A 22,916-nucleotide genomic window follows, 5' to 3' on the forward strand; every position below is an offset into this window, starting at 1 on the left:
AATGGAACTGAGCCGACTTATTGAAAATATAGACGTAGTACAGCTTCTCGGAAATGAAACTGGAGATATTTCAGGGATTGAATTTGATTCACGAAAAGTGGAGCAGGGAACTGCTTTTGTTGCTCAGCGTGGTGTTCATGTTGATGGTCATGTTTTTATTGAAAAAGCCATCGAAAAAGGAGCTGTTGCTGTTTTTTGTGAAGAACTTCCGGAGACAACTTCTGATAAGGTAAGCTACGTAAAAGTTGCCGATTCCAACCTTGTATTAGGTGAGCTGGCCGCTGCCTTTTATGGCCATCCTTCGAAAAAAATGAAAGTGGTTGGAGTAACGGGTACCAACGGAAAAACCAGCATTGCTACATTGTTGCACCGCCTTTTTAGGAAACAGGGATACAGTGTGGGATTGATTTCAACTATTTCCTATAAAATAAATGAACACGAAGAAACCGCTTCGCACACTACGCCCAATGCTTTGAAAATTCAACAGTTGTTGGCCGAAATGGTAAACGAGGGCTGCGAGTTCTGTTTTATGGAAGTGAGTTCACACGCGATTCATCAGCATCGCATTGCCGGTATTGATTTTGCGGGTGGTATTTTCACCAACATCACGCACGATCACCTCGATTATCACAAAACTTTCGCAGAATACATTAAAGCCAAAAAAGCATTTTTCGACGGACTTTCTGCAGACGCTTTTGCCATTACCAACATCGACGATAAAAACGGCATGGTAATGATTCAGAATACAAAGGCGCACAAATTTACGTATTCGAACCGGGCTATGGCTGACTTCCGTTGCAAAGTGCTCGAAAGTCATTTCGACGGCATGTTGCTGAACCTCGACGGGCAGGAAGTGTGGACACGTTTTGTAGGCCTTTTCAACGCCTCGAATCTGCTGGCCGTTTATGCAGCAGCGATTCAGCTCGATCAGGATAAACAGGAAGTTTTGGCACAGCTGAGCGATCTTCAACCCGTTCAGGGACGCTTCGAAATCATTCGCAGCCTGGATGGAAAATACGCAATTGTGGATTATGCCCACACTCCCGATGCTTTGAAAAACGTGCTGACTGCCATTTCAGAAATCAGAACGCGGAACGAGCAGGTGATTACAGTAGTTGGTGCCGGTGGCGACCGCGACAAAACCAAACGCCCCGAAATGGCAAAAGAAGCCTTGTTGGCCAGCGATAAAGTGATCCTGACTTCGGACAATCCGCGTACGGAGGATCCGACAGCGATCATAAAAGACATGGAAGACGGAGTAGAACCTCAACATAAAAGCAAAGTGGTCTCAATAGAAAATCGCCGTGAAGCGATAAAAACGGCCGCTTTGCTTGCTCAACCCGGCGATATCATTTTGATCGCCGGTAAAGGACACGAGAATTACCAGGAGATCAACGGAGTGAAACACCACTTCGATGATAAGGAAGAGATTAAGAAATGCTTTGGACTTGAAGACTAAACACTGAGATATGTTTTACTGGATTTACACATTATTGGCAGATTACGATATTCCGGGATTGGGGATGCTCCCCGGTATTTCATTTCGGTCGGCAGCCGCAATTATTCTTTCGCTCATCATTACCACTGTTTTTGGTAAGAAAATGATCAGGGTGCTGCAGCAAAAACAAATTGACGACGAAATTCGTGACCTGGGACTCGAAGGTCAAATGCAGAAAAAAGGTACTCCTACCATGGGAGGAATCATTATTTTGATGGGGATCATCATCCCGACCATCTTGTTTGCCCGCCTCGATAATGTTTACATCCTGTTAATGCTGATCACCACGGCTTTCCTGGGTATGATCGGTTTCATCGACGACTACATTAAAGTATTTAAAAAGAACAAACAGGGGCTGGCCGGAAAATTTAAAATTCTGGGACAGGTTTCACTGGGACTTCTTGTTGTTGCCACCTTGTTTTTTAGCGACGATGTAAAAGTTCGGGAACATGTTCGCGATGATAACGGCGAATATGTGACCATGCAAACCATTGATCCTGAAACCGGCGATGCGGTCGAGGTTTTTGTAACCGAAGATGTGAAGTCGACCAAAACGACGATACCATTTATAAAAAAGAATGAATTCGATTATGGCCGACTGGTTGCTTTTGCCGGCGATGCAGCACGGTGGTTAAAATGGGTGGTTTACGCACTGGCGATTATTCTGATCATAACAGCCGTTTCAAATGCAGCGAACCTTACCGACGGAATTGACGGGCTGGCCACCGGAACATCGGCAATCAGCGGGGCAACATTGGGTATCCTCGCTTATGTAAGTGGTAACATCATTTATGCCGATTACCTGAGCATTATGTACATTCCGAATATTGGTGAACTTACCATTTTTATCGCGGCTTTTATTGGTGCTACCGTCGGATTCTTATGGTACAATTCATACCCGGCACAGGTATTTATGGGCGACACCGGAAGTCTGGCATTGGGCGGAATTCTGGCGGTGTTCTCCATCATCATCCGCAAAGAAATTTTGATACCGCTGTTATGCGGAATATTCCTGATTGAAAATTTATCAGTAATGATTCAGGTGTCGTGGTTCAAGTACACCAAACGCAAATATGGCGAAGGCCGTCGTGTATTTCTGATGAGTCCGATCCACCACCATTTTCAGAAAAAGGGATTCCCGGAACCAAAGATCGTTACGCGTTTCTGGATCGTGGGAATTGTACTGGCAGTGGTAACACTGGCAACCTTAAAAGTACGCTAGGTTGAAAGAGAAGGTAGCCATACTGGGAGCAGGCGAAAGCGGAGTGGGAGCGGCCATTCTGGCACAGAAAAAAGGATATGAAGTTTTTGTTTCCGACATGGGAACAATAAAAGATAAGTACAAAGAAGTTCTTGGAAATTTTGAAATCGATTTTGAAGAAGGACAGCACACTGAAAGCCGGATCCTCGATGCAGCGCTGGTGGTAAAAAGCCCGGGAATTCCCGAAACGGCGCCACTGGTAAAAAAGCTGCATGAAATGGGAACACCTGTGATTTCGGAAATTGAATTTGCAGGAAGATTTACTTCAGCAAAAACAATTTGCATAACAGGTAGCAACGGCAAAACCACAACAACACTACTGACTTACCACATCCTGAAAAGCGCGGGATTGAATGTAGGGCTGGCAGGAAACGTGGGAAAAAGCTTTGCCTGGCAGGTGGCTGAAGATGATTTTGATGTGTATGTGATCGAACTGAGCAGTTTTCAGCTCGATGGCATGTACGAATTCCGGGCCGATGTGGCAGTGTTGATGAACATCACACCCGATCATCTTGATCGTTACGGCTACGACATGCAAAACTATGTGGATTCCAAATTCAGGATTCTTCAAAATCAAACAAGCAGCGATTACTTCATTTATTGCGACGACGATGAAGTGATCAGCAAAGAATTAGAAAAAAGAGAGGTTACTGCTGTTAAAGTTCCTTTTGGGTTGGGAGCGCCGGCAAATCCGGGAGCAGGAGTACAAGAGAATCGGATAATTATAAATATTAACGAAAACCAATTCAGTATGTCTATTCTGGATTTATCACTACAGGGAAAACACAACACTTACAACAGCATGGCGGCAGGAATTGCCAGCATGGTGTTTCAGATTCGCAACGAGCAGTTGCGGGAGAGCATGGCCGATTTCAAGGGGGTGGAACATCGTCTCGAACGATTTTTGAAAGTGCACGGCATCGAGTTCATTAACGACTCGAAAGCCACCAACGTAAATTCTACCTGGTACGCACTCGAAAGCGTTCACAAACCGGTTGTTTGGATCGCCGGCGGAGTGGACAAAGGCAACGATTATTCCATGCTGAAAGGATTGGCCACGGAAAAAGTTAAGGCGATTGTTTGCCTCGGAAAAAACAATGCAAAAATCAAAGATGCGTTTGGCGATTGCGTCAACGACATCGTTGAAACATCGAGTATGGAAGAAGCTGTTAAAGCCGCTTATTACCTGGCACGAAACGGCGACACCGTTTTACTTTCGCCGGCATGCGCGAGTTTCGATTTATTCAACAATTACGAAGACAGAGGAAATCAATTTAAAGAACAGGTGAGGAATTTGTAATGGAAGGTTCCATTTCGAAAATATTTAGAGGCGACCGTGTAATTTGGGCGGTGTTGATCTTGTTATCAATGCTCTCGCTACTGATTGTGTACAGTGCCACCGGTGCATTGGCCTATCGTGTTGCGGGCGGAAAAACATGGATCTACCTCGTTCGTCACATGGTATTTTTGGTGTTGGGTTTTGGGGTGATGTTGCTGATGGTGAATGTACTGCCTGTTAAAATATATTCGATGTTCGCCACGCTGGCGCTCTACCTCAGTATCGGCTTGCTGATATTGGCGGTAGGATTAAAGTTTGCCGGTATAATTCATGGCAGTGGACGAACCTTGCCACTTGGCCCTTTATCGTTTCAGCCGGCCGAGGTAGCCAAAATATCACTCATATTATTTAGCGCGAAAGTGCTCGGTAAAAAGCAAAAAACAAAACGCGATCTGTACCTCGCATTCCGAAGTATTATAATACCAACAGGCATTGTGTGTTTTCTTATTTCATTATCCGATTTTTCCACTTCGGCATTGCTTTTTGCTACTATTATGACCATGATGTTTGTTGGCCGGATTCCAATGAAATACATGTTGCTGGTAGTTGCTGCCGGAATAGGTTTTGTGGCACTCATGTATTTCGGCGCCAGCGTCATAGATGAGCCTCCGGCGCGTATTGCGACAATCAAAGGTCGTATCGATCGTTTTATTCATGGCGATCCGAATTCAGAAACCGGGATTACCCAGGCCGATTACGCGAAACTGGCTATTTATTCGGGCGGAATATTTGGCAAAGGCCCGGGACATTCCGATGTAAGTAATTATATGGCCGCTGCCTACAACGATTTTATTTTTGCCATTATCGTTGAAGAGTACGGACTGATTATAGGAGTTTTTGTGGTCTTTTTGTACCTGATCTTCTTTTTCAGAGGAATAACGATTGTCCGGCGGGCAACGCGAACGTTTCCTGCATTTATGGTGGTTGGTCTTACGATGATTTTGGTGTACCAGGCCATGATAAATATTGGCGTTTCGAGTGGCGCATTGCCGGTTACCGGTCAGCCTTTGCCCTGGGTGAGTTACGGTGGAACGGCCATGATTTTTACAGCCATTTCGTTTGGCTGCATTTTAAGTGTGAGTTATCAAAACCAGGAAAACAAGGAAATTGCAGAACAGCCGGTGATGATTAAAGCACCCGACGAAGATTACGAAATTGAGAAAGATGACAAAACTAAATAGAGTCATATTAAGCGGAGGAGGAACCGGGGGACACATTTTCCCGGCCTTATCAATTGCCAACGAAATTAAGCGTCGTAATCCCGATGCCGACATTTTGTTTGTTGGCGCTTTGGGCCGAATGGAGATGGAAAAAGTACCTGCCGCAGGCTATAAAATTATTGGCCTGCCGGTAATGGGATTCCCGCGGAAACCCAGCCTGAAGATGTTTACCTTTTTTAAAAAGCTGCTGAAGAGTTCATCGATGGCTCGCAATATTGTAAAAGATTTTAAACCTGAAATTGCGATTGGTGTCGGTGGATATGCCAGCGGGCCTCTGCTTCGTGCCGCAGCAAAATACAAAGTGCCAACGCTTATTCAGGAACAGAACTCATATGCCGGAATTACCAACAAATTGCTGAGCAAAAAAGTAAAAAGCATTTGTGTGGCTTACGATAAAATGGATCGCTTTTTTCCACAGGAAAAGATCGTGTTTACCGGGAACCCGGTGCGCCAGAACCTGATGGAAGAAGTGGATAAAGCGACGGCGCTGGGATACTTCAAACTAAAAGAAGACGACAAAGTAATTCTGATTGTTGGCGGAAGTCTGGGAGCTCGCTCGGTCAATCAATCAGTATTAAAAAATATAAAAGAAATTGCAGCATCCGGTATTCAGGTGATCTGGCAAACCGGGGCAATTTATTACGACAGAATTCAGGAAGAATTAAAGGATTCGAAACCTGAAAACCTGCAGATTCACAAATTCATTACCGATATGGATAAAGCCTACGCGGTTGCCGACCTGGTGATTTCGCGTGCGGGAGCCGGAACCATTTCGGAATTGTGCCTGGTTGGAAAAGCGTCGATTTTGGTGCCATCGCCAAATGTTGCCGAAGATCATCAGACGAAAAATGCCATGGCGCTGGTTGAAAAAGAGGCCGCATTGATGGTGCGCGACGACGAGATAAACGAAAAGCTGTTTCCACTGGCTTTTGAAGCCGTGAACGATAAAGATAAATGTGCGGTTTTGTCGGAGAAAATAAAAGAACTGGCAAAGCCGGAAGCCACAAAAACAATAGTTGACGAAGTAGAGAAATTAGTAAGATGAAGAGCATCGGGAACATAAAAAATGTGTATTTCCTGGGGATAGGAGGAATTGGGATGAGTGCACTTGCCCGGTATTTTAAATACACGGGGAAGAATGTGGCGGGTTACGATAAAACGCCAAGCGACCTCACCGCGAAGTTGCAGGAGGAAGGAATTGATGTTCATTTTGAGGACGACATTCGTAAGATCCCGTCGAAATGGAATCCGGCCGAAACCATTGCGGTTTACACACCGGCTATTCCGGAGGAACATAAAGAACTGAACTGGTTTAAAAGCCAGCCGATAGGTTTGTTTAAGCGCGCCAAAGTGCTGGGTTTGATTGCTAATGAAAAAAGCGGGATTGCCGTTGCCGGAACGCATGGAAAAACCACAACCAGTACCATGGTTGCGAATATGCTGAATAAAACCAAAGTTGGTTGCGGCGCCTTCTTGGGGGGTATCTCGAAAAACTTTGGAAGCAACCTCTTGTTGCCCAAAGACGATTCGCCATGGATCGTAGCTGAAGCAGATGAGTTTGATCGATCATTTTTGCACCTTCAGCCTGAATTGGCTTTGGTGACTTCGGTTGATGCCGATCACCTGGATATTTATGGCGACAAGGCAAAAATTGTGGAGTCGTTCGAGAAATTTATTTCGCAGATCAGAAAAGGCGGAAACCTGGTTTTGAAAAAAGGAGTTGAATTAGACACTTCCAAAACCGCTGCAAAAATTTATACCTATTCGTTAAAAGACGATACCGATTTCCGTGCCGTGAATCTGAAGCTGGACGAAAGCACGGGATTTTATCGGTTCGATCTGAAAACGCCCGAGGGAGTGATTGCCAATTGCAGCATGAATTATCCGGGACTGGTAAACGTTGAAAATACCATTGGTGCTTCGGCGCTGGCCTGGCTGTCCGGTGTTAGTGCCAACGAAATCAAGGCCGGAATTGCCGATTACCAGGGAGTGGCCCGCCGTTTCGATATTCAGTATAAATCGGATAACAAAGTTTATATCGACGATTATGCGCACCACCCCGAGGAGTTGAAAGCTTTTATTGCTTCGGTGAAAGCGCTGTATCCGGGCCGAAAAGTTACCGGTATTTTTCAGCCGCACTTGTATTCGCGGACCAAGGATTTTGCCGCTGAATTTGCTGCCAGCCTCGATTTGCTCGATCGTGCTATCCTGATCCCGCTTTACCCGGCACGCGAAGAACCTATCAAGGGAGTTTCGTCAGAAATTATTTTCGAAAAGATGAAACTGGAAGAGAAGTTTCTGCTCGAAAAAGAAGAATGTCTGGAACAGATAAAAAGCGATGATAACGAATTGTTATTAACGATGGGAGCGGGCGACATCGACCGCATGGTTAAGCCGATAGTGGAATCATTAAAAACAAAATACGGTGTTTAAAAAGTTGTCGAAAATAGCAGGTGTTTTAGCCCTGATCGCCTTTTTGGTGATCACGCTCGCCTTTACATCCATTAAATATCACGATGCACCGTGTTCGGGTATCGTGATTGAATATGCTCCCGACGACAAAATTGCACTCGATAAGGCAGTTATCAGAAAGATCATTTTGAATGCAGATAAAGACCTCCTGGGGCAGCATTTCGACAGCATCAACACTGCTGCGCTGGAACAGGAAGTGGAAGAATTACCTGCCGTATTCAATGCCGAGGTTTTCGAAATGGTGGCCAAAGACAGTACTTCGTACAAAGGAGTACTGACCGTTCGGGTAAAACACCGCGAGCCGCTTTTGCGGGTTATCACCAAATCGGAATCGTATTACCTCGATGAATTCGGTTACAAGTTTCCGGTTTCGAGCAGTTATCCGGCCCATGTTTTGGTGGCCACCGGAAACATCAGCGAGAAATTTGCCAGGGAAGAATTGTTGCCCTGCGTTAGTTTCATCGAAAACAATGAATTTTGGAGGGCGCAAATCGAGCAGGTTTATGTGGAATCGGAGGACGAAGTAATACTGACGCCACTGTTTGGCGAGCAGTTAATAGAAATGGGGAGTCTGGATAATTACCAGGAGAAACTCCGCAATATGAAAACCTTTTACAAAAAGGTACTGGCTAACAATAACTGGAATAAATATAAATCGATAAGTCTGAAATACAGAGATCAGATCGTTGCAAAAAGAAAATAAACATGGCTTCAAAACAAGAACTTTCAGTTGTAATCGACCTGGGTACATCAAAAATGGTGGCACTCGCTGGAAAGCTTACGGAGCTGGGCAAAATTGACGTAAAAGGGCTCGTTCAACTTCCTTCGAAAGGAATAAAGCGGGGTGTGGTTTTTAATATTGATGAAACCGCAGAAGTGGTGTCGCAACTCATTGCTAAACTCGAAGAACAAACCGATGAGGAAGTAAATGTGGTGAATGTTGCAATGGCCGGTGCCAAAATGCAAACCATTAATTACAAATGTTCGGCGTTAACTTCGGGCGAGGGTTTTGTTACTGCCTCCGATGTTCAGCGATTGACGGATGAAGCCCAAAATGTAGTCTTGAAACAGGATTACAAAGTGGTAAAAGTGATCCCGACTTCTTACATTATCGACGATGAAAATGAAGTTGAAAAACCGGTTGGAACGACAGGCCGAAAAATTGAAGCCAGTTTTAAGCTGGTAGTCGTTCCGCTGGAATACATTAATGCGCTGAAACTCGTTTTGACCAAAGCCGGTGTTGAACTCGGAGAACTGATTCATTCGTCGTTGGCCATTTCTGAAGCCGTGGCCAATTCCGAAGAAAAAGAGGTTGGAGTTATTGTGGTTGACCTGGGAGCCGGAACAACAAATCTGGCCGTGTATCAGGAGAACGTACTAAAACATACGGCTGTGATTCCTTTTGCCGGGCAGGTAATTACCAACGATATCAAAGAAGGCTGTTCCATTTTTCTGAAAAAGGCGGAACTCCTAAAAGTAAAATACGGGCAGGCGATGGGCGATTTTGCCGACGACCAGAAAGTAGTGACCATAGCCGGCGAAAACGGTTGGGAACCACGCGATATCTCATTCAAAAGTCTTGCCTACATTATTCAGGCCCGTTTGGAAGAGATCATTGAAATCGCGAACGAGCAGATCCACCGCTCGGGAATCGAAGAAAACCTGGGCTCCGGAATTGTAATAACCGGGGGAACCTGTAACATGGATAACATTATTTCGCTTGTAAAATTTAAAACCGGAATGGATGCCCGAAAAGGACATTCGCTGATCTATCCGGCAACGCGAAAAGAGGAGTTTCAGAATACGGAATACCTGACTGCACTCGGAGCATTAAAAATGGTTTTGAGTTCGGCAGGAAATACCACTACAAGTACACACGTACGCAAAACAAAGAAAAAAGATCGGGGCTTTGCTCCGTTGATCAAGGATGTAGTTCAGGGAGCGCTGAACTTATTCGACACCGATCAATCAGATTTAGAATTAAATTAAAACAACACGATATGGCCGAAGAATTCGTAAACTTTCAATTTCCAAAAGCAACATCTTCCATCATCAAGGTGATTGGTGCGGGAGGTGCCGGTTGCAACGCGGTCAATCACATGTTCGAGGAAGGCATAAAAGGCGTTGACTACATTATTTGCAATACCGATGCGCAGGCACTCGAAAACAGCAAGGTGCCGGTGAAAATCCAGCTCGGTGTAACATTAACCGAAGGACGGGGAGCCGGTAACAAACCTGAAATGGGTGAAGAGGCTGCGCGCGAAAACTACGAGGACCTGCGTAAGGTACTTCAGGATAATACCAAGATGCTGTTTATTGCTGCCGGAATGGGCGGTGGTACCGGAACCGGAGCTGCTCCGGTTATTGCAGCGCTGGCACGCGAACTCGATATCCTGACGATTGCAGTAGTAACAATTCCATCGAAAGCCGAAGGTAAAAAACGCTACGATCAGGCTCAGGAAGGGATTAATAAGCTGAAGGAGTCAGTGGATAGTATGCTGGTGATCAGCAACGACCGCCTTCACAATATTTATGGCGATCTTCCGGCCAGCAGGGCTTTTAAAATGGCCGATAACATTATTGCCACAGCCGTTAAAGGTGTGGCAGAAATTATAACCGTTCACGGAAATGTAAACATCGACTACACCGACGTTCACACCGTGATGCACAAAAGTGAGGTGTTTATTATGGGAACCGGTTTTGCCACCGGAGAAGGCCGTGCCATGGATGCTGTTCATGCAGCACTGGAATCGCCGCTTCTGGATAGCAACGACATTTACGGAACCAAGAACATTCTTTTAAATATCATATCTGGTAGTGAAGAAATCAGAATTGGTGAAATCGGTGAAATCATCGAAGAACTTCAGGAGAAGGCCGGACAGGAAGCCGATATTATCTGGGGTAACGGTTACGACGACCGACTTGGCGACAAGATCAGTGTAACCATTCTTGCCACCGGTTTCGATACCAATCCAAACAGCATTCTTCAACCCAAACCCGAAACCCAGAAATTCGAACTGGAAGAAGAAGAACAGCACGAAACAAAAGAAGAAATGAACTTTATTTTCGATGAGGATGATCACGAAGAAGATCGCGTCAGCATTGAAATGGAAGAAGAAGAGACAATAATCGTTTCGCCACCTTCGTTCGATCATTCAAGGCCGAAGAAGGAGAAAAAGGAGAAACGCAGAAAAGAACGAAGCAGGAAAGATGAGCCGGTATCTGAATCAAATGTGGATAACTGGTTCTTTAAAAACTTTGGTTTAGGGAAGCTTTTTGATGAAGATGACCAAAGTATGGATTAAAACAATGTAACCCTGAAAATGGAAGAAAATGGACAATTTGGAGAATTTTAATTTTGATGAATCACCGGGAGCAGAGATAAAGATCGTTGGAGTAGGCGGTGGTGGTGGTAATGCGCTCAACCATATGTATATTCAGGGGATACGCGATGTTGGTTACCTGATTTGCAACACCGATGCGCAAGCCATGGAAAACAGCCCGATAAGGGCCAGGGTACAGTTGGGAGCCACATTGACCGAAGGCCGGGGTGCCGGTAACAAACCCGAAGTTGGCAAAAGGGCTGCCGAAGAAAACATCGACGATGTTAAAAAAGCCCTGGGCGAAAACACAAAAATGGTATTTATCACCGCCGGAATGGGTGGTGGTACGGGTACCGGAGGTGCACCGGTTATCGCCCAAGCCTGTCGCGAAAAAGATTATTTAACTGTCGCGATCGTTACTATTCCGTTCCGGAATGAGGGACGCCGACGCGTAAAACAGGCGATCGAAGGAATAAAGGAACTGGAGCAGTATGTTGATTCGCTGCTTGTAATTAATAACGAACGCATCCGCGAGATGTACGGCGATTTTGGTATCTCAGAAGCTTTTTCGCGGGCCGATAATATTCTGGCAACAGCCGCTCGCGGAATAGCCGAGATCATTACAGTGCCGGGTTACATTAATGTTGATTTTGCCGATGTAGAAACCGTGATGCGTAGAAGTGGAATGGCGGTAATGGGTACCGGTGTAGCTACCGGCGAAAACCGCGCAGAGGAAGCCGTTGAGCTGGCGTTAAATTCACCCTTATTGAACAACAACGATATTCGCGGTGCACGCAATGTTTTGGTGCACATTACTTCGGGCGATAAGGAAGTAACCATGGACGAAGTGGGCCGTATTACCGATTATGTGCAAAACAAAGCCGGATTCGATGCGGATATGATCTGGGGTAACGGATTCGATGAAAACCTTGATGAGGAGTTGTCGGTAACCGTAATTGCAACAGGTTTTCCGAGTAGTATTCTTTCAAGCTTTAGTGAGGAAAAACAGGAAAAAGAAACCGTTGTACTTGATTCTTCGGGTCATCAGAACGAAGGCGGAACTTCAATAAACAGTGGAAGACCGGGGCAAAAAACCATCGAGTTCGATATCCGGAAGGAGCGTGAAAAGGAAGACATGGAGTTTGAAAACCTCTATCCGAATACGTCGAAAAAGCGAACGCAAAATGATCATCATCTGGAAATCAAAGACTTTTCTACGATGAGCGAAGAGGACATGGATGATTTGGACAAAACGCCGGCATACATGCGCCGAAAGATCAGAATGAATGATCCGAAGTTTCAGAAAAATAATTCGAAATATTCGGTGAACCGGAACAACCAGATTTCAGACAGAAACAGTTATTTACACGATAAAGTAGATTAAAAATACAAGATTATGACACTATTCGAACAAATCAACAACGACATAAAAGAGGCAATGAAAGCCCGCGAAAAGGAAAGACTGGAAGCCCTTCGTGGAATAAAAAAAGTAATGATTGAGGCGAAAACCGCCAAAGGTGCGGGTGCTGAACTTAGCGATGACGAGGCACTCAAAATCATTTCGAAACTGGCAAAACAGGGTGGCGATTCAGCCAATATTTATAAAGAACAGGGGAGGGAAGACCTCTACGAACAGGAAATGCTGCAGGTAAAAATCTTTGAATCGTACCTGCCTGCAAAAATGTCGGACGAAGCGCTCGAGGCGGCCGTTAAAGCCATTATCGACGAAACCGGCGCCAGCGGTATGAAAGATATGGGAAAAGTAATGGGGATTGCTTCCAAAAAATTAGCCGGTCAGGCCGATGGGAAAGACATTGCAGATAAAGTAAAATCAATGCTCGCTTGAGAGAGTTGCATAAATCAGGAAATACAAAAGAAAAAGGCTTGCGATTGCAAGCCTTTTTTATTTATTAATCTTCGTCGTCGTCTTCGTCTATTTCTTCTTCCTCTTCTACGTCATCTTCGTCTTCGTTAAGCTTATCAGCAATGTGATCAAGTTCTGAATACTTATCTTCGTATTCCTGCTTAACTTCATCTTTCAGGAAGCCGTCATCATCATAGTCATCATCTTCATCAACCAGCGCCACAGCTTCGTTCTCGGTCATGCGCAGCATATAATATTTGTCTTCGGTTTCAAAAGGAAGTACGGTTATTTTAAGCCCGTTTTTATCAAAAAAGTGAATCAGATTGTCGGCAAAACCATCTGCATAAATTAACTTGATCTGCTGCTGCAGATCTTTGTCCAGTTTGTTGTAATCTTTTATTACCCTGGGTTTGCTGTTTGTCATCTCTCGATCGTTAAGTATTTGTTTTTAGCCTTAATATACAGCGGTTGAAAATTCAACCCTTCAAAAAAATCTAACTGAAGTATGTATAAATTCCTTCAACAAATAAATGTTATCAATTCGACATTTGCAATAGCTCGATGTTATTTTTTTTGATTCTGGCTTTTATTATTTGTAAACGGCAGAATTACAGGGTTGTTGGCTACTTATTGACATATCTTTTATTTAATTGAGCTAAGTACCAAGCCACGGAATTTCAAAAACAAAAAAAGGGATCTGTTTTGCAGATCCCCCTTGTTATTGTATTGCTTTTCTTAAGCTTCTGAAATAACAATCTTCTCGATTTCATCACCCTGGCGGATGTCGTCGATCACATCAAGTCCTTCGTAAACCTTACCGAAGCACGTGTGGTGACGATCGAGATGTTGCGTGTTTTCACGATTGTGACAGATAAAAAACTGTGAGCCGCCGGTATTTCTTCCTGCGTGAGCCATCGAAAGAACACCTTTATCGTGATACTGGTTATTTCCATCCAGTTCACATTTTATCGTGTAACCAGGTCCGCCCGCACCTGTCCCGTCGGGGCAACCACCCTGGATCACAAAATTCGGGATCACACGGTGAAAAGTCAGGCCATCATAAAAACCTTCTTCCGAAAGTTTAATAAAATTAGCCACAGTTCCGGGTGCGTCTTCCTCGAAGAATTTTACTTTCATTACACCTTTACTGGTATGAATTTCTGCTGTCTTCATATTAATAATATTCTTAGAATTCGGCACAAAAGTAGAAAAAGAGATTGGATTTCATAATGAGATTGAATCGCCGCATTAGTTTTAACTTCTTTTAGGAAGAAACATTTTATAGCGTGAATGGGATATGTAAGCTGTTTTGGTTGATTTTCAGTTTCTTGTAAAAGAAAGAAGGAGACTCATCAGTCTCCTTCCTAAATGTTAACCCCCAAACACACAATATGGGATGAATCCCAAATGCAATGCAAATATAGTCAAATAAATTTTCCGTCAAAAATGATTTTTGTCATTTTAACAATATTCTTCTATATGTTTACATAATTATATTATTGCATATTAAAATTTGATTGAAAAGCATTATTTTGTAATATTGATTTTGAAACTTTCTTTATTTGAATTGTTTTAACTTTAGGGCTTAAATTAACCGCGATGAAACTAAAGCTAATAATACTACCTCTGATTTTATTTCTATCCTTTGGGCAAACTTTTGCGCAATATCCCCAGGTGGAAACGAAGCTGGATAAGAAGATTAAAACTTTCCTCGAAGAGAATGCCAGTAATTGGACGGATATGAATGTGCCCTTGTCGGATGGAAAAATTATTTACGATATCATTATAAAAAACGGCTATACAAACGCCGTCGAAATTGGAACATCAACTGGTCACTCTGCGATTTGGATTGCCTGGGCGTTAAGTAAAACCGGTGGGAAATTAATTACCATCGAAATTGATAAAAACCGCTACATACAGGCCAAAGCCAATTTTAAAAAGGCGGGAGTTAGCAAGTATATCGATGTACGTTTGGCCGATGCACACGAACTGGTTCCGCAACTTGAAGGGAAATACGATTTTGTTTTTTCCGATGCCGACAAATACTGGTACAAGAACTATTTTATTGCCATGGAGCCAAAACTTAAAGTTGGTGGCTGTTTTGTAGGACACAATGTGGGAATGCGTGCAAACGGAATTCGCGACTTTTTAGACTATATTGAAAACGCTGAGAATTTCGCGACTACCTTTGATAAAAACAGCCGGGCAGGCATGTCGATTAGTTATAAGCTGAGCGAAAAATAGCACAAGTTTGAATGATTCCAATCATAGACTCCAACGAAAACTAGGACTTTTCCCTGTTACCAACATCGTTATAGCCAACATTATTGGTGCCGGTATATTTACCACCACAGGTTACCTGATGGGATTTCTTGGGAATGCGATGATAATGTTAGCGCTTTGGGTCATTGGTGGAATGATTGCACTGTGCGGAGCCATTGCTTTTGGCGAACTCGGCGCTGCTTATCCCGAAGCCGGTGGCGAGTATGTTTTTATTTCGAAACTTTTCAATCCCTTATTGGGCTTCTTAAGCGGTTGGCTTTCGTTGATTGTGGGTTTCTCTGCGCCAATCGCTGCCTCTGCAATTGGCTTCAGCGACTATTTTACCTGGGCATTTCCAAACTTACAGAATTGGTTAATGCTGAATGGAGTGATCAGCGGGCAAAGCTTTAGCCGAATACTGGCCATTGCCCTGATTTTAATTTTTAGTGTGATTCATTCTCGGGGTGTAGTACTCGGAGCCAGGGTACAAAATATTCTTACTCTGTTAAAAATAGTTTTGGTAGCCGGACTGATAATAGCCGGATTTACCGTTGGTGAAGGCAGTTTTTCGCATTTGGAAAACCGTGAAATGCTGAGTTTCGATTTCGAAAACTGGAAGTCGATTGGACTGTCGCTAATGTTTATCATGTTTGCTTACAGCGGCTGGAATTCGGCTACCTACATCGGATCCGAAATCAGAAATCCGGGAAAAGTCATTCCACGTTCTTTATTGATTTCAACCTTGGTAGTAACAGTTTTATACGTATTGTTGAATCTGTTTTTTGTATACGCAATTCCTGTGGACCAAATGAAAAATGAACCAGAAATTGGCGGACTGGCAGCCGGTTTTGCATTTGGGGCAACTGCAGAAGTTATTGTCTCCCTGCTTATTTCATTCGCACTTTTCTCATCGCTCAGCGCATTTATTTTGCTGGGGCCGCGTGTGTATTATAAAATGGCACTGGATGGCTATTTCTTCAAGTCAATTGCAGCAATTCACCTTCGACGAAAGGTGCCGTCGAATGCTATTTATTTACAGGCAGCCATTGCCATAATTCTGGTTTTGTCAGGCACATTCGAAGAAATTCTGACCTACATGGGATTCTCCTTAGGGATTTTTCCTCTTTTGGCCGTGGCTGGAGTTTTTAAGTTGCGCAAGCAGAGAAAGAGTCACCTTAAACTTCCTGGTTTTCCTTTGATTCACATTTTTTTTATCGGTACAAACATTGCCATTTTGGTGCTGGCTTATTTTCAAAGGCCTGTTGAATCAACCATTGCGGTAATTACGGCACTGTCAGGAGTGCCGGTCTATTACTGGTTCAGATTTCGAAAACGAATTCAGAATTCCTGAATTTCTTCCAGCATGGCATCGATTTTTTCTTTTACCTGCTTTTGAAGTTCTTGGTAGTCGTTTGATGAAATTGGTTCGCCAAAGCGAACATTCACCCGGGTTACGGGTTTTCCGAGCTGGCGGAAAAAATGACCGATGAAAGTATCATCATCTACCCAGGCATCGTCTTTGTCTTTAAATTCGATGGCCATCGGGATCACCGGAATTTGAGTATCAGCGGCAATTTTAAAACTGCCGTTTTTAAAATGTTTGGTTAACGGTCCTTTAAAGGTTGTTCCTTCGGGGAACAGCGTGACAGGAATGCCCTGTGAAACCGAGCTTTTAATTTTCGACATGGTTTGCAACAGGCTGCTGGTGTTTTTACGGTCGACTAAGATCGAACCGGTGCCTCTGACTCCCATATTTACAAAGGGCCATTTGGCAACTTCGGCTTTGGCTATCATTGCAGATGGAACGAGGCCTGTCACAATAAAAATATCGATGTAACTCCGGTGATTAGGCATCAGAATAAAATTAGTGCTCTGTGGTAACTGATACTTGTTGAGTATAACTCCCAGAATAAACATAATGGCTCTTCCCCAGTTGCGTTCCATCCAGTTTTGCAGTTTTCGGCTAAATCCGAAAAGCTTTAGCCACAATATGCCAACAATGGTAATGTAAGCGGTGATGGCAAGCAGCAGAATAAGGCGAATAAAAGCAAGCGGAAAGAAAAGGATGGTACGGATTAGCTTCATACCTGCAAATATGGGAAAAGAAATTTTTAGTGATTACAGGGAACTGGAAAATTATTTGAAGTTGTAGAAATAAAAAAAGGCAGTCAAACTGACTGCCTTTTTTTGAGGTTCCTGGCGGAGTCGAACCGCCGTACACGGTTTTGCAGACCGCTGCCTAGCCACTCGGCCAAGGAACCATTTGTACGTTTCGGTGTGCAAAAATATAAATTTTTACACATCCTGCAACAGGAAAATTAATTGTATTATTTTCTCAGGTTTTGCCAGTGTGCATTTACAAGGATTTCGGCCGGTCCTGAAACTTTTGGTTCGTTGATGATTTTTGGATTTTTCCCCTCTTGTAACTCGCGTTTGCGGCCTCCTGCACAGTTGTCGCGGCAACCGCCTTCATTCAAATTTCGTGTATTTAAAAACATTGTTTAAAGCTTTAATGGTTCTGTTTTCAAAAATACGAACAAAAAGTTTGAAAAATTTGACTTATGTCATTATCCGGCTGGTAATTAAATATTTAATAACATATGTTTTGAAGGGCTGAAAGAAATGCTTTAATGCTTAAATGCGGGAATGCTTTAATGTCAAACTGCTAAATTGAAGAATTGCAAAATTGCAATTCCCCAAAAGAAACTGTCTACTGCGACTGTGACTGCCAACTGCACAATGCCAATTGCCAACTTGAACATTGAAGGATTGATGGACTGAGGGATTGCTGGAAAGTGCTTTAATAGAAGGTCGTTTAACTGCTAAATTGAAGAATTGTAAAATTGCATACTTCAAAAAGAAAACTGCGTTGGTGACTGCCAACTGCACAATGCCAATTGCCTACTTAAACGTTGAAGGATTTATGGACTGAGGGATTGCCGGAAAATGCTTCAATGTTAAACTGCTAAATTGAAAAATGTCAAATTGTAATTTCACAAACAAGTGTACACGGAGACTGAGACTGTAAACTGCGACTGTCTGCTCCTCTAAACCCTGAACCCTGAACTCCCTCACCGTTCCAAAGTCACACTTACTTTCTCTATTTCGCCACCCATTGGAGGATTCATTTTCGAGATTTTCACCCGGGCGTGTTCAATAGCCGGGAATTTAGCGTGTAATGCATCCAGCATGCGTTGCGCAACATGTTCGAGTAGTGCTGATGGAATTTTCATTTCGGCCTGAAGGGTTTCGTAAACCGACTGGTAGTTCAGTGCATCGTCTAGATTATCGCTGGCGGCGGCTTTGCTACAATCCGTCTCTATGCGAAGGTTAACCTCAAATTTGTTTCCAACTACCTTTTCAGCTTCAAAATGCCCGTGATAGGCATAGAATTTCATTCCTTCGATTTCGATAACTCCCATGCGATTTTTAATTATTGTCAACAAAAGTAATAAATTGAAGTGGGGCTGACCGTTCTCACAAATCATTTTTTAATTTTGTAGCTTCATTTAAAAGGGGTTAATTCAAATACAATGACGGATAATAAAACAAATACAGCTACAGAACCGCAGAAGAAATCGAATTTTATTCACATGCAGATCGACGCTGACCTGGCGGCGGGTAAAAACGGAGGAAGGGTGCATACGCGTTTCCCCCCCGAACCGAATGGTTACCTGCACATAGGGCATGCCAAATCGATCTGTCTGAACTTTGGTTTGGCGCAGAAATATGGTGGTAAAACCAACCTTCGTTTCGACGATACCAATCCATCGAAAGAGGAGACCGAATATGTTGATTCGATTATGGCTGACGTGCGTTGGTTAGGTTTCGACTGGGAAGACCGTTTGTATTATGCATCCGACTTTTTCCCGAAACTGCATGCTTTTGCTATTCAGTTGATCAAGGAAGGAAAAGCTTATGTCGACGATCAGGATGCGGAAACGATTAGCAGCCAGAAAGGAACACCCCAGAAACCGGGAATGGAAAGTCCGTTCAGAAATCGCACTGTTGAGGAAAACCTCGATCTTTTTGAACGAATGACAGCCGGTGAATTTAATGAAGGAGAAAAAGTGTTACGCGCCAAAATAAATATGGCATCGCCAAATATGCACATGCGCGATCCGATCATTTACCGGATCATGAAAGCGCACCACCACCGCACCGGCGATAAGTGGTGTGTGTACCCGATGTACGATTTTGCCCACGGACAGTGCGATTTTTGGGAAGGAATTACCCATTCGATCTGTACCCTGGAATTTGAGGTGCACCGCCCCTTGTACGATTGGTTTGTCGATCAATTGATGGATTCGGATTACCGACCGCGCCAGATTGAATTTGCGCGTTTGAACCTGACTTATACCGTGATGAGTAAACGTAAATTGCTCGAACTGGTGAAGGACGGTCACGTAAATGGCTGGGACGATCCGAGGATGCCCACTATTTCAGGCTTACGCCGCAGGGGATATACACCGGAATCGATCCGTAATTTCTCGGATAAGATCGGAGTGACCAAAGTGGATGGGATGATCGATGTTTCACTGCTGGAATTCAGCGTACGTGAGCATCTGAATAAAACCGCACAACGTGTGATGGGAGTGATCAATCCGCTAAAAGTGGTGATTACGAATTATCCCGATGGAGAGACTGAAGAGCTGGATGCTGTGAACAACCCGGAAGATGAGTTGATGGGAACGCGTAAAGTGCCGTTCTCGAAAGTGCTGTACATCGAACGCGATGATTTCATGGAAGATCCGCCAAGAAAATTTTTCCGACTTGGTCCGGGCCGCGAAGTACGTTTGCGTTACGCGTATTTTATTACCTGTACCGATGTAATCAAAGATGCAGATGGTAATATTACTGAACTGTTGTGTACTTACGATCCGGCGTCAAAAGGTGGTAATTCGCCCGATGGGCGTAAGGTAAAAGCCACATTGCACTGGGTTTCAGCTGAACACGCTGTGAAATCGGAAGTGCGTTTATACGATCGTTTGTTTAACGACGAAGATCCGGCAGGACATAAAGATGTGGACTTTAAGGAATTTATGAATCCCGATTCGCTGAAGATTCTACCGGATTGTTACCTGGAACCGTTTGTGAAGGAATCGAAACCTTTCGATCATTTTCAGTTTGAACGTTTGGGGTACTTCAACATGGACCCGGATTCGACACCGGAAAAACCGGTATTTAACCGAACAGTTGCGTTACGCGACTCGTGGGCAAAGGCTCAAAACAAACAATAATACAAAAGCGGGATTCTTTCCCGCTTTTTTTGTTTTTTCAGCTTACTCCCCAATTTTCAAGAGAAACATTATCACATTCACCGATTGATAACCTATGTTAACCGAATGTTAAGTCCTCTTGTATTCAAACATCTTTACATTTGAACGGTAATTTAAAAATGGGACTATGGAAAATCGAGTGGAACAACAAGACAACTCCAGAAAAGTATTGGCAATCGTACTCATTGTACTGGGTATTTTATTGGTACTGAAAAAAAGTGGTGCGATCTATAATTTTCCATTTTTTCATTTAAACAATGTGTTTTTCCCCTTTCAGAATGCCTTTCATAGTATCGGGCACGTCGTTTTCTCGTGGCCGGTTATTCTGCTAATCGTCGGAATAGTTTTACTGGCCGGCCGTCGTTCGGGAGGCTGGGTATTGGTTGTGATTGGCGGCTTATTTTTGCTGCCCAAATTGTTCGTTTTGTCGGGAGCTGCAATTGTACTGTTGTTACCACTTATTTTAATTGGAGTGGGAATAGCAATAGTAGCCCGATTGCTTTAGAGGATAGCTTAACCGACAATAAAAGGTGTTTTACCGATTAAAAATGCAACAAACAGAGCTTCAAGAATAGATTTGACACATAAATTTGAAAAAATGGAAAAACCGGAAACATCAAATAAACGAGTTTACTTCGGACTGTTCCTGATCGTTGTGGGATCCTTGTGGATTCTCGAACGCCTGAACCTTATCCCGTCGTTTTGGAATGACATCCTGATCTCGTGGCAGATGCTGCTGATAGGAATCGGCGTTTTCTCAATGATTGGAGGAAACAAAACAACCGGTATTATTCTGATTGTCATTGGCGGATTCTTTTTGATCCCGGAACTGACAGATATTCCTTATCAATTAAGACGAATCGGATGGCCGGTATTGATCGTGGCAGTTGGTTTTGTTCTACTGTTCACACAGGGAGGGAAACATCATAAGGCACACATGCATCCACCTTTCGAGCCGGGCGATCCGCACCAGCAACATCAACATGCAAACAACGATTATTTCGATGATTTTGTGATCTTCGGCGGACGTGAGGTTTACGTTGATTCGCAGCATTTTATCGGCGGAAAAACTACCTCCGTTTTCGGTGGAACCGAGTTCGATCTGCGTCAGGCTAAACTGTCGCAAAACGGAGCAGTAATCGATTGTCTGGCTCTGTTCGGAGGCTGCGGTTTTAAAGTACCGCCCGACTGGACCGTAAAAAATGAAGTGACAGCTATTTTTGGCGGTTATACCGATAAACGTGGATCATCGCTCAATCACATTGTGTCTGATCCTACAAAAACACTCGTTATTAAAGGTTTTGCGGCCTTTGGCGGTGTTGAAATAAAGTATATGTAAAACCTAAATGGACTTTCGCCATCCTTTTATATCTAATCCAAAGCTGTTAATCGGGTACGGAGCTTTCTGGCTACTGGTTTCGGCGGCGCTAATTGGTACGGCCACAACCATCGATGGTATGCCTTTTGGGATGGCAGTGCTCGAAGTTTTTACTTTTGTTATCCTGTATGCCATTATCGGAGCAGCCATCTGGTATGTAATTAAATACAGTTCGCTCGAAAGCAGCAGCATTATCCGAGTTGTATCGGCCCACCTCATTGCAGCGACCATCATCGTTTTGCTGTGGATGTACCTCGGGGCCGTCTTTATTAAAATATTTCATCCGCTCGCGCAGCAATGGCTTGAAAAAGCCGCAGTAACGCGCGTTGTTGCGGGTTACATGATGTACATCGGTTTTGTGATATTCTTTTACGCTGTAAATTATTATTATGCATTTAAGGAAAAATCGAGAAACGAAACCCGTTTAAAAGCCCTGGTAAAGGAAGCTGAGTTACATGCACTGAAATCGCAAATCAATCCTCACTTTCTGTTCAATAGTTTAAACAGTATCTCGTCGTTAACGATGACTGATCCGGCTCGTGCCCAGGAAATGGTGATCAACCTGTCGCAGCTGATGCGTTATTCCCTGAAACACGATCAGGACGAGAAAGTTACGTTGGAACAGGAGTTGGAGAACAACAAACTTTATCTAAGTATCGAGAAAGTGCGTTTTGGCTCGAAACTCAATCCGGTTTTTGCCATCGAAAAAGAGTGCCTTAAAGCCAAAATTCCTAATATGATCCTTCAGCCACTGTACGAGAATGCTATTAAATATGGCGTTTACGAGGCCATCGATACCGTGGACGTGATTACCCATTGCCGTGCCACAGACAGTATGCTGGAGGTAACCATCAGCAATACTTACGATAAGAATGTGATGAGCAAAAAAGGTGAAGGAATTGGCTTGCGTAACATTCGCGACCGCCTTCAGGTAATTTATGGAAATCCACATTTATTAAAGGTTGTCAACCAAAATAACGAATTTACTGTAACTTTAACCATTCCTCAAAATCTCTGAAA

Annotated in this window: 22 protein-coding genes and 1 tRNA gene; 17 read left to right on the forward strand and 6 right to left on the reverse strand. The window is 43.7% G+C overall.

Annotation, left to right across the window (positions count from 1 at the left end):
- Nucleotide 1: 1 nt before the first annotated feature.
- From HFD85_RS03090 to HFD85_RS03140, 11 genes are read left to right on the forward strand one after another with little or no spacing between them, the layout of a single operon-like run.
- Entirely contained in the window at nucleotides 2–1,459 is a 1,458-nt protein-coding gene (locus tag HFD85_RS03090; RefSeq protein ID WP_167605136.1) for a UDP-N-acetylmuramoyl-L-alanyl-D-glutamate--2,6-diaminopimelate ligase, read from the forward strand.
- A gap of 10 nt (nucleotides 1,460–1,469) precedes the next feature.
- Nucleotides 1,470–2,720 carry a phospho-N-acetylmuramoyl-pentapeptide-transferase gene (gene mraY, locus HFD85_RS03095; protein WP_167605137.1) on the forward strand — a complete coding sequence of 417 codons (1,251 nt, stop codon included), beginning with the start codon at nucleotides 1,470–1,472 and terminating at the stop codon, nucleotides 2,718–2,720.
- Between the two features lies 1 nt (nucleotide 2,721).
- Nucleotides 2,722–4,059 (forward strand): UDP-N-acetylmuramoyl-L-alanine--D-glutamate ligase, encoded by a 1,338-nt coding sequence (gene murD, locus HFD85_RS03100; RefSeq protein WP_167605138.1) that lies wholly within the window; start codon nucleotides 2,722–2,724, stop codon nucleotides 4,057–4,059.
- Nucleotides 4,059–5,279 (forward strand): FtsW/RodA/SpoVE family cell cycle protein, encoded by a 1,221-nt coding sequence (locus tag HFD85_RS03105; protein WP_167605139.1) that lies wholly within the window; start codon nucleotides 4,059–4,061, stop codon nucleotides 5,277–5,279. Before murD ends, HFD85_RS03105 begins: the two co-directional genes overlap by 1 nt.
- Nucleotides 5,263–6,363 carry an undecaprenyldiphospho-muramoylpentapeptide beta-N-acetylglucosaminyltransferase gene (gene murG / locus HFD85_RS03110; protein WP_167605140.1) on the forward strand — a complete coding sequence of 367 codons (1,101 nt, stop codon included), beginning with the start codon at nucleotides 5,263–5,265 and terminating at the stop codon, nucleotides 6,361–6,363. The genes HFD85_RS03105 and murG overlap by 17 nt, the downstream gene beginning before the upstream one ends.
- On the forward strand, nucleotides 6,360–7,751 hold the full coding sequence (gene murC, locus HFD85_RS03115; RefSeq protein ID WP_167605141.1) for a UDP-N-acetylmuramate--L-alanine ligase: 1,392 nt from the start codon (nucleotides 6,360–6,362) through the stop codon (nucleotides 7,749–7,751). The genes murG and murC overlap by 4 nt, the downstream gene beginning before the upstream one ends.
- The gene (locus HFD85_RS03120; protein ID WP_167605142.1) at nucleotides 7,744–8,493 is read left to right on the forward strand and encodes a cell division protein FtsQ/DivIB; all 750 of its coding nucleotides are present in this window, start codon (nucleotides 7,744–7,746) and stop codon (nucleotides 8,491–8,493) included. Before murC ends, HFD85_RS03120 begins: the two co-directional genes overlap by 8 nt.
- A 2-nt stretch (nucleotides 8,494–8,495) precedes the next feature.
- Nucleotides 8,496–9,779: a cell division protein FtsA gene (gene ftsA, locus HFD85_RS03125; protein ID WP_167605143.1), complete on the forward strand. Its 1,284-nt coding sequence runs from the start codon at nucleotides 8,496–8,498 to the stop codon at nucleotides 9,777–9,779.
- An 11-nt stretch (nucleotides 9,780–9,790) separates the two neighbouring features.
- A complete protein-coding gene (gene ftsZ, locus HFD85_RS03130) occupies nucleotides 9,791–11,095 on the forward strand; it encodes a cell division protein FtsZ (RefSeq protein ID WP_167605144.1) in 1,305 nt (434 codons plus the stop codon).
- Between the two features lie 28 nt (nucleotides 11,096–11,123).
- Entirely contained in the window at nucleotides 11,124–12,497 is a 1,374-nt protein-coding gene (gene ftsZ / locus HFD85_RS03135) for a cell division protein FtsZ (protein ID WP_167605145.1), read from the forward strand.
- 12 nt (nucleotides 12,498–12,509) lie between these two features.
- Nucleotides 12,510–12,959: a GatB/YqeY domain-containing protein gene (locus HFD85_RS03140; protein WP_167605146.1), complete on the forward strand. Its 450-nt coding sequence runs from the start codon at nucleotides 12,510–12,512 to the stop codon at nucleotides 12,957–12,959.
- Between the two features lie 64 nt (nucleotides 12,960–13,023).
- On the opposite strand, the gene HFD85_RS03145 is transcribed toward HFD85_RS03140, so the two are convergent.
- Both HFD85_RS03145 and HFD85_RS03150 read right to left on the reverse strand, forming a co-directional pair.
- Nucleotides 13,024–13,401 carry a hypothetical protein gene (locus HFD85_RS03145; protein ID WP_167605147.1) on the reverse strand — a complete coding sequence of 126 codons (378 nt, stop codon included), beginning with the start codon at nucleotides 13,399–13,401 and terminating at the stop codon, nucleotides 13,024–13,026.
- A 311-nt stretch (nucleotides 13,402–13,712) separates the two neighbouring features.
- On the reverse strand, nucleotides 13,713–14,150 hold the full coding sequence (locus HFD85_RS03150; RefSeq protein ID WP_167605148.1) for a peptidylprolyl isomerase: 438 nt from the start codon (nucleotides 14,148–14,150) through the stop codon (nucleotides 13,713–13,715).
- A gap of 426 nt (nucleotides 14,151–14,576) precedes the next feature.
- Here HFD85_RS03150 and HFD85_RS03155 point away from each other — a divergent pair, with 426 nt between their 5' ends.
- Nucleotides 14,577–15,221: an O-methyltransferase gene (locus tag HFD85_RS03155; RefSeq protein ID WP_167605149.1), complete on the forward strand. Its 645-nt coding sequence runs from the start codon at nucleotides 14,577–14,579 to the stop codon at nucleotides 15,219–15,221.
- A 7-nt stretch (nucleotides 15,222–15,228) separates the two neighbouring features.
- A complete protein-coding gene (locus tag HFD85_RS03160) occupies nucleotides 15,229–16,590 on the forward strand; it encodes an APC family permease (RefSeq protein ID WP_167605150.1) in 1,362 nt (453 codons plus the stop codon).
- Here the strand turns inward: HFD85_RS03160 and HFD85_RS03165 are convergent.
- The 4 genes from HFD85_RS03165 to folB all read right to left on the reverse strand — a co-directional run bounded on the left by HFD85_RS03165 (nucleotide 16,578) and on the right by folB (nucleotide 18,661).
- Nucleotides 16,578–17,324 (reverse strand): lysophospholipid acyltransferase family protein, encoded by a 747-nt coding sequence (locus tag HFD85_RS03165; RefSeq protein WP_167605151.1) that lies wholly within the window; start codon nucleotides 17,322–17,324, stop codon nucleotides 16,578–16,580. The two genes, HFD85_RS03160 and HFD85_RS03165, sit on opposite strands and share 13 nt — an antisense overlap.
- A 105-nt stretch (nucleotides 17,325–17,429) precedes the next feature.
- Nucleotides 17,430–17,500: transfer RNA gene (locus HFD85_RS03170), tRNA-Cys, on the reverse strand.
- A 66-nt stretch (nucleotides 17,501–17,566) separates the two neighbouring features.
- Nucleotides 17,567–17,737 carry a hypothetical protein gene (locus HFD85_RS03175; protein WP_167605152.1) on the reverse strand — a complete coding sequence of 57 codons (171 nt, stop codon included), beginning with the start codon at nucleotides 17,735–17,737 and terminating at the stop codon, nucleotides 17,567–17,569.
- A gap of 573 nt (nucleotides 17,738–18,310) precedes the next feature.
- Entirely contained in the window at nucleotides 18,311–18,661 is a 351-nt protein-coding gene (gene folB, locus HFD85_RS03180; protein ID WP_167605153.1) for a dihydroneopterin aldolase, read from the reverse strand.
- Between the two features lie 111 nt (nucleotides 18,662–18,772).
- On the opposite strand from folB, the gene HFD85_RS03185 reads away from it, so the two are divergent.
- The 4 genes from HFD85_RS03185 (at nucleotide 18,773) to HFD85_RS03200 (ending at nucleotide 22,914) form a co-directional block, all read left to right on the forward strand.
- Nucleotides 18,773–20,479, forward strand: a complete 1,707-nt coding sequence (locus HFD85_RS03185) for a glutamine--tRNA ligase/YqeY domain fusion protein (protein WP_167605154.1) — start codon at nucleotides 18,773–18,775, stop codon at nucleotides 20,477–20,479.
- A 166-nt stretch (nucleotides 20,480–20,645) separates the two neighbouring features.
- The gene (locus tag HFD85_RS03190; protein ID WP_167605155.1) at nucleotides 20,646–21,023 is read left to right on the forward strand and encodes a LiaF transmembrane domain-containing protein; all 378 of its coding nucleotides are present in this window, start codon (nucleotides 20,646–20,648) and stop codon (nucleotides 21,021–21,023) included.
- 93 nt (nucleotides 21,024–21,116) lie between these two features.
- Entirely contained in the window at nucleotides 21,117–21,857 is a 741-nt protein-coding gene (locus HFD85_RS03195) for a LiaF transmembrane domain-containing protein (RefSeq protein ID WP_167605156.1), read from the forward strand.
- Nucleotides 21,858–21,864: 7 nt separating this feature from the next.
- Complete coding sequence (locus HFD85_RS03200) at nucleotides 21,865–22,914, forward strand: sensor histidine kinase (protein WP_167605157.1); 1,050 nt, start codon at nucleotides 21,865–21,867, stop codon at nucleotides 22,912–22,914.
- Nucleotides 22,915–22,916 lie beyond the last annotated feature (2 nt).

Origin of the sequence: Maribellus sediminis (assembly GCF_011799805.1) — a bacterium.
In the GTDB taxonomy this organism is placed as follows: domain Bacteria; phylum Bacteroidota; class Bacteroidia; order Bacteroidales; family Prolixibacteraceae; genus Draconibacterium; species Draconibacterium sediminis_A.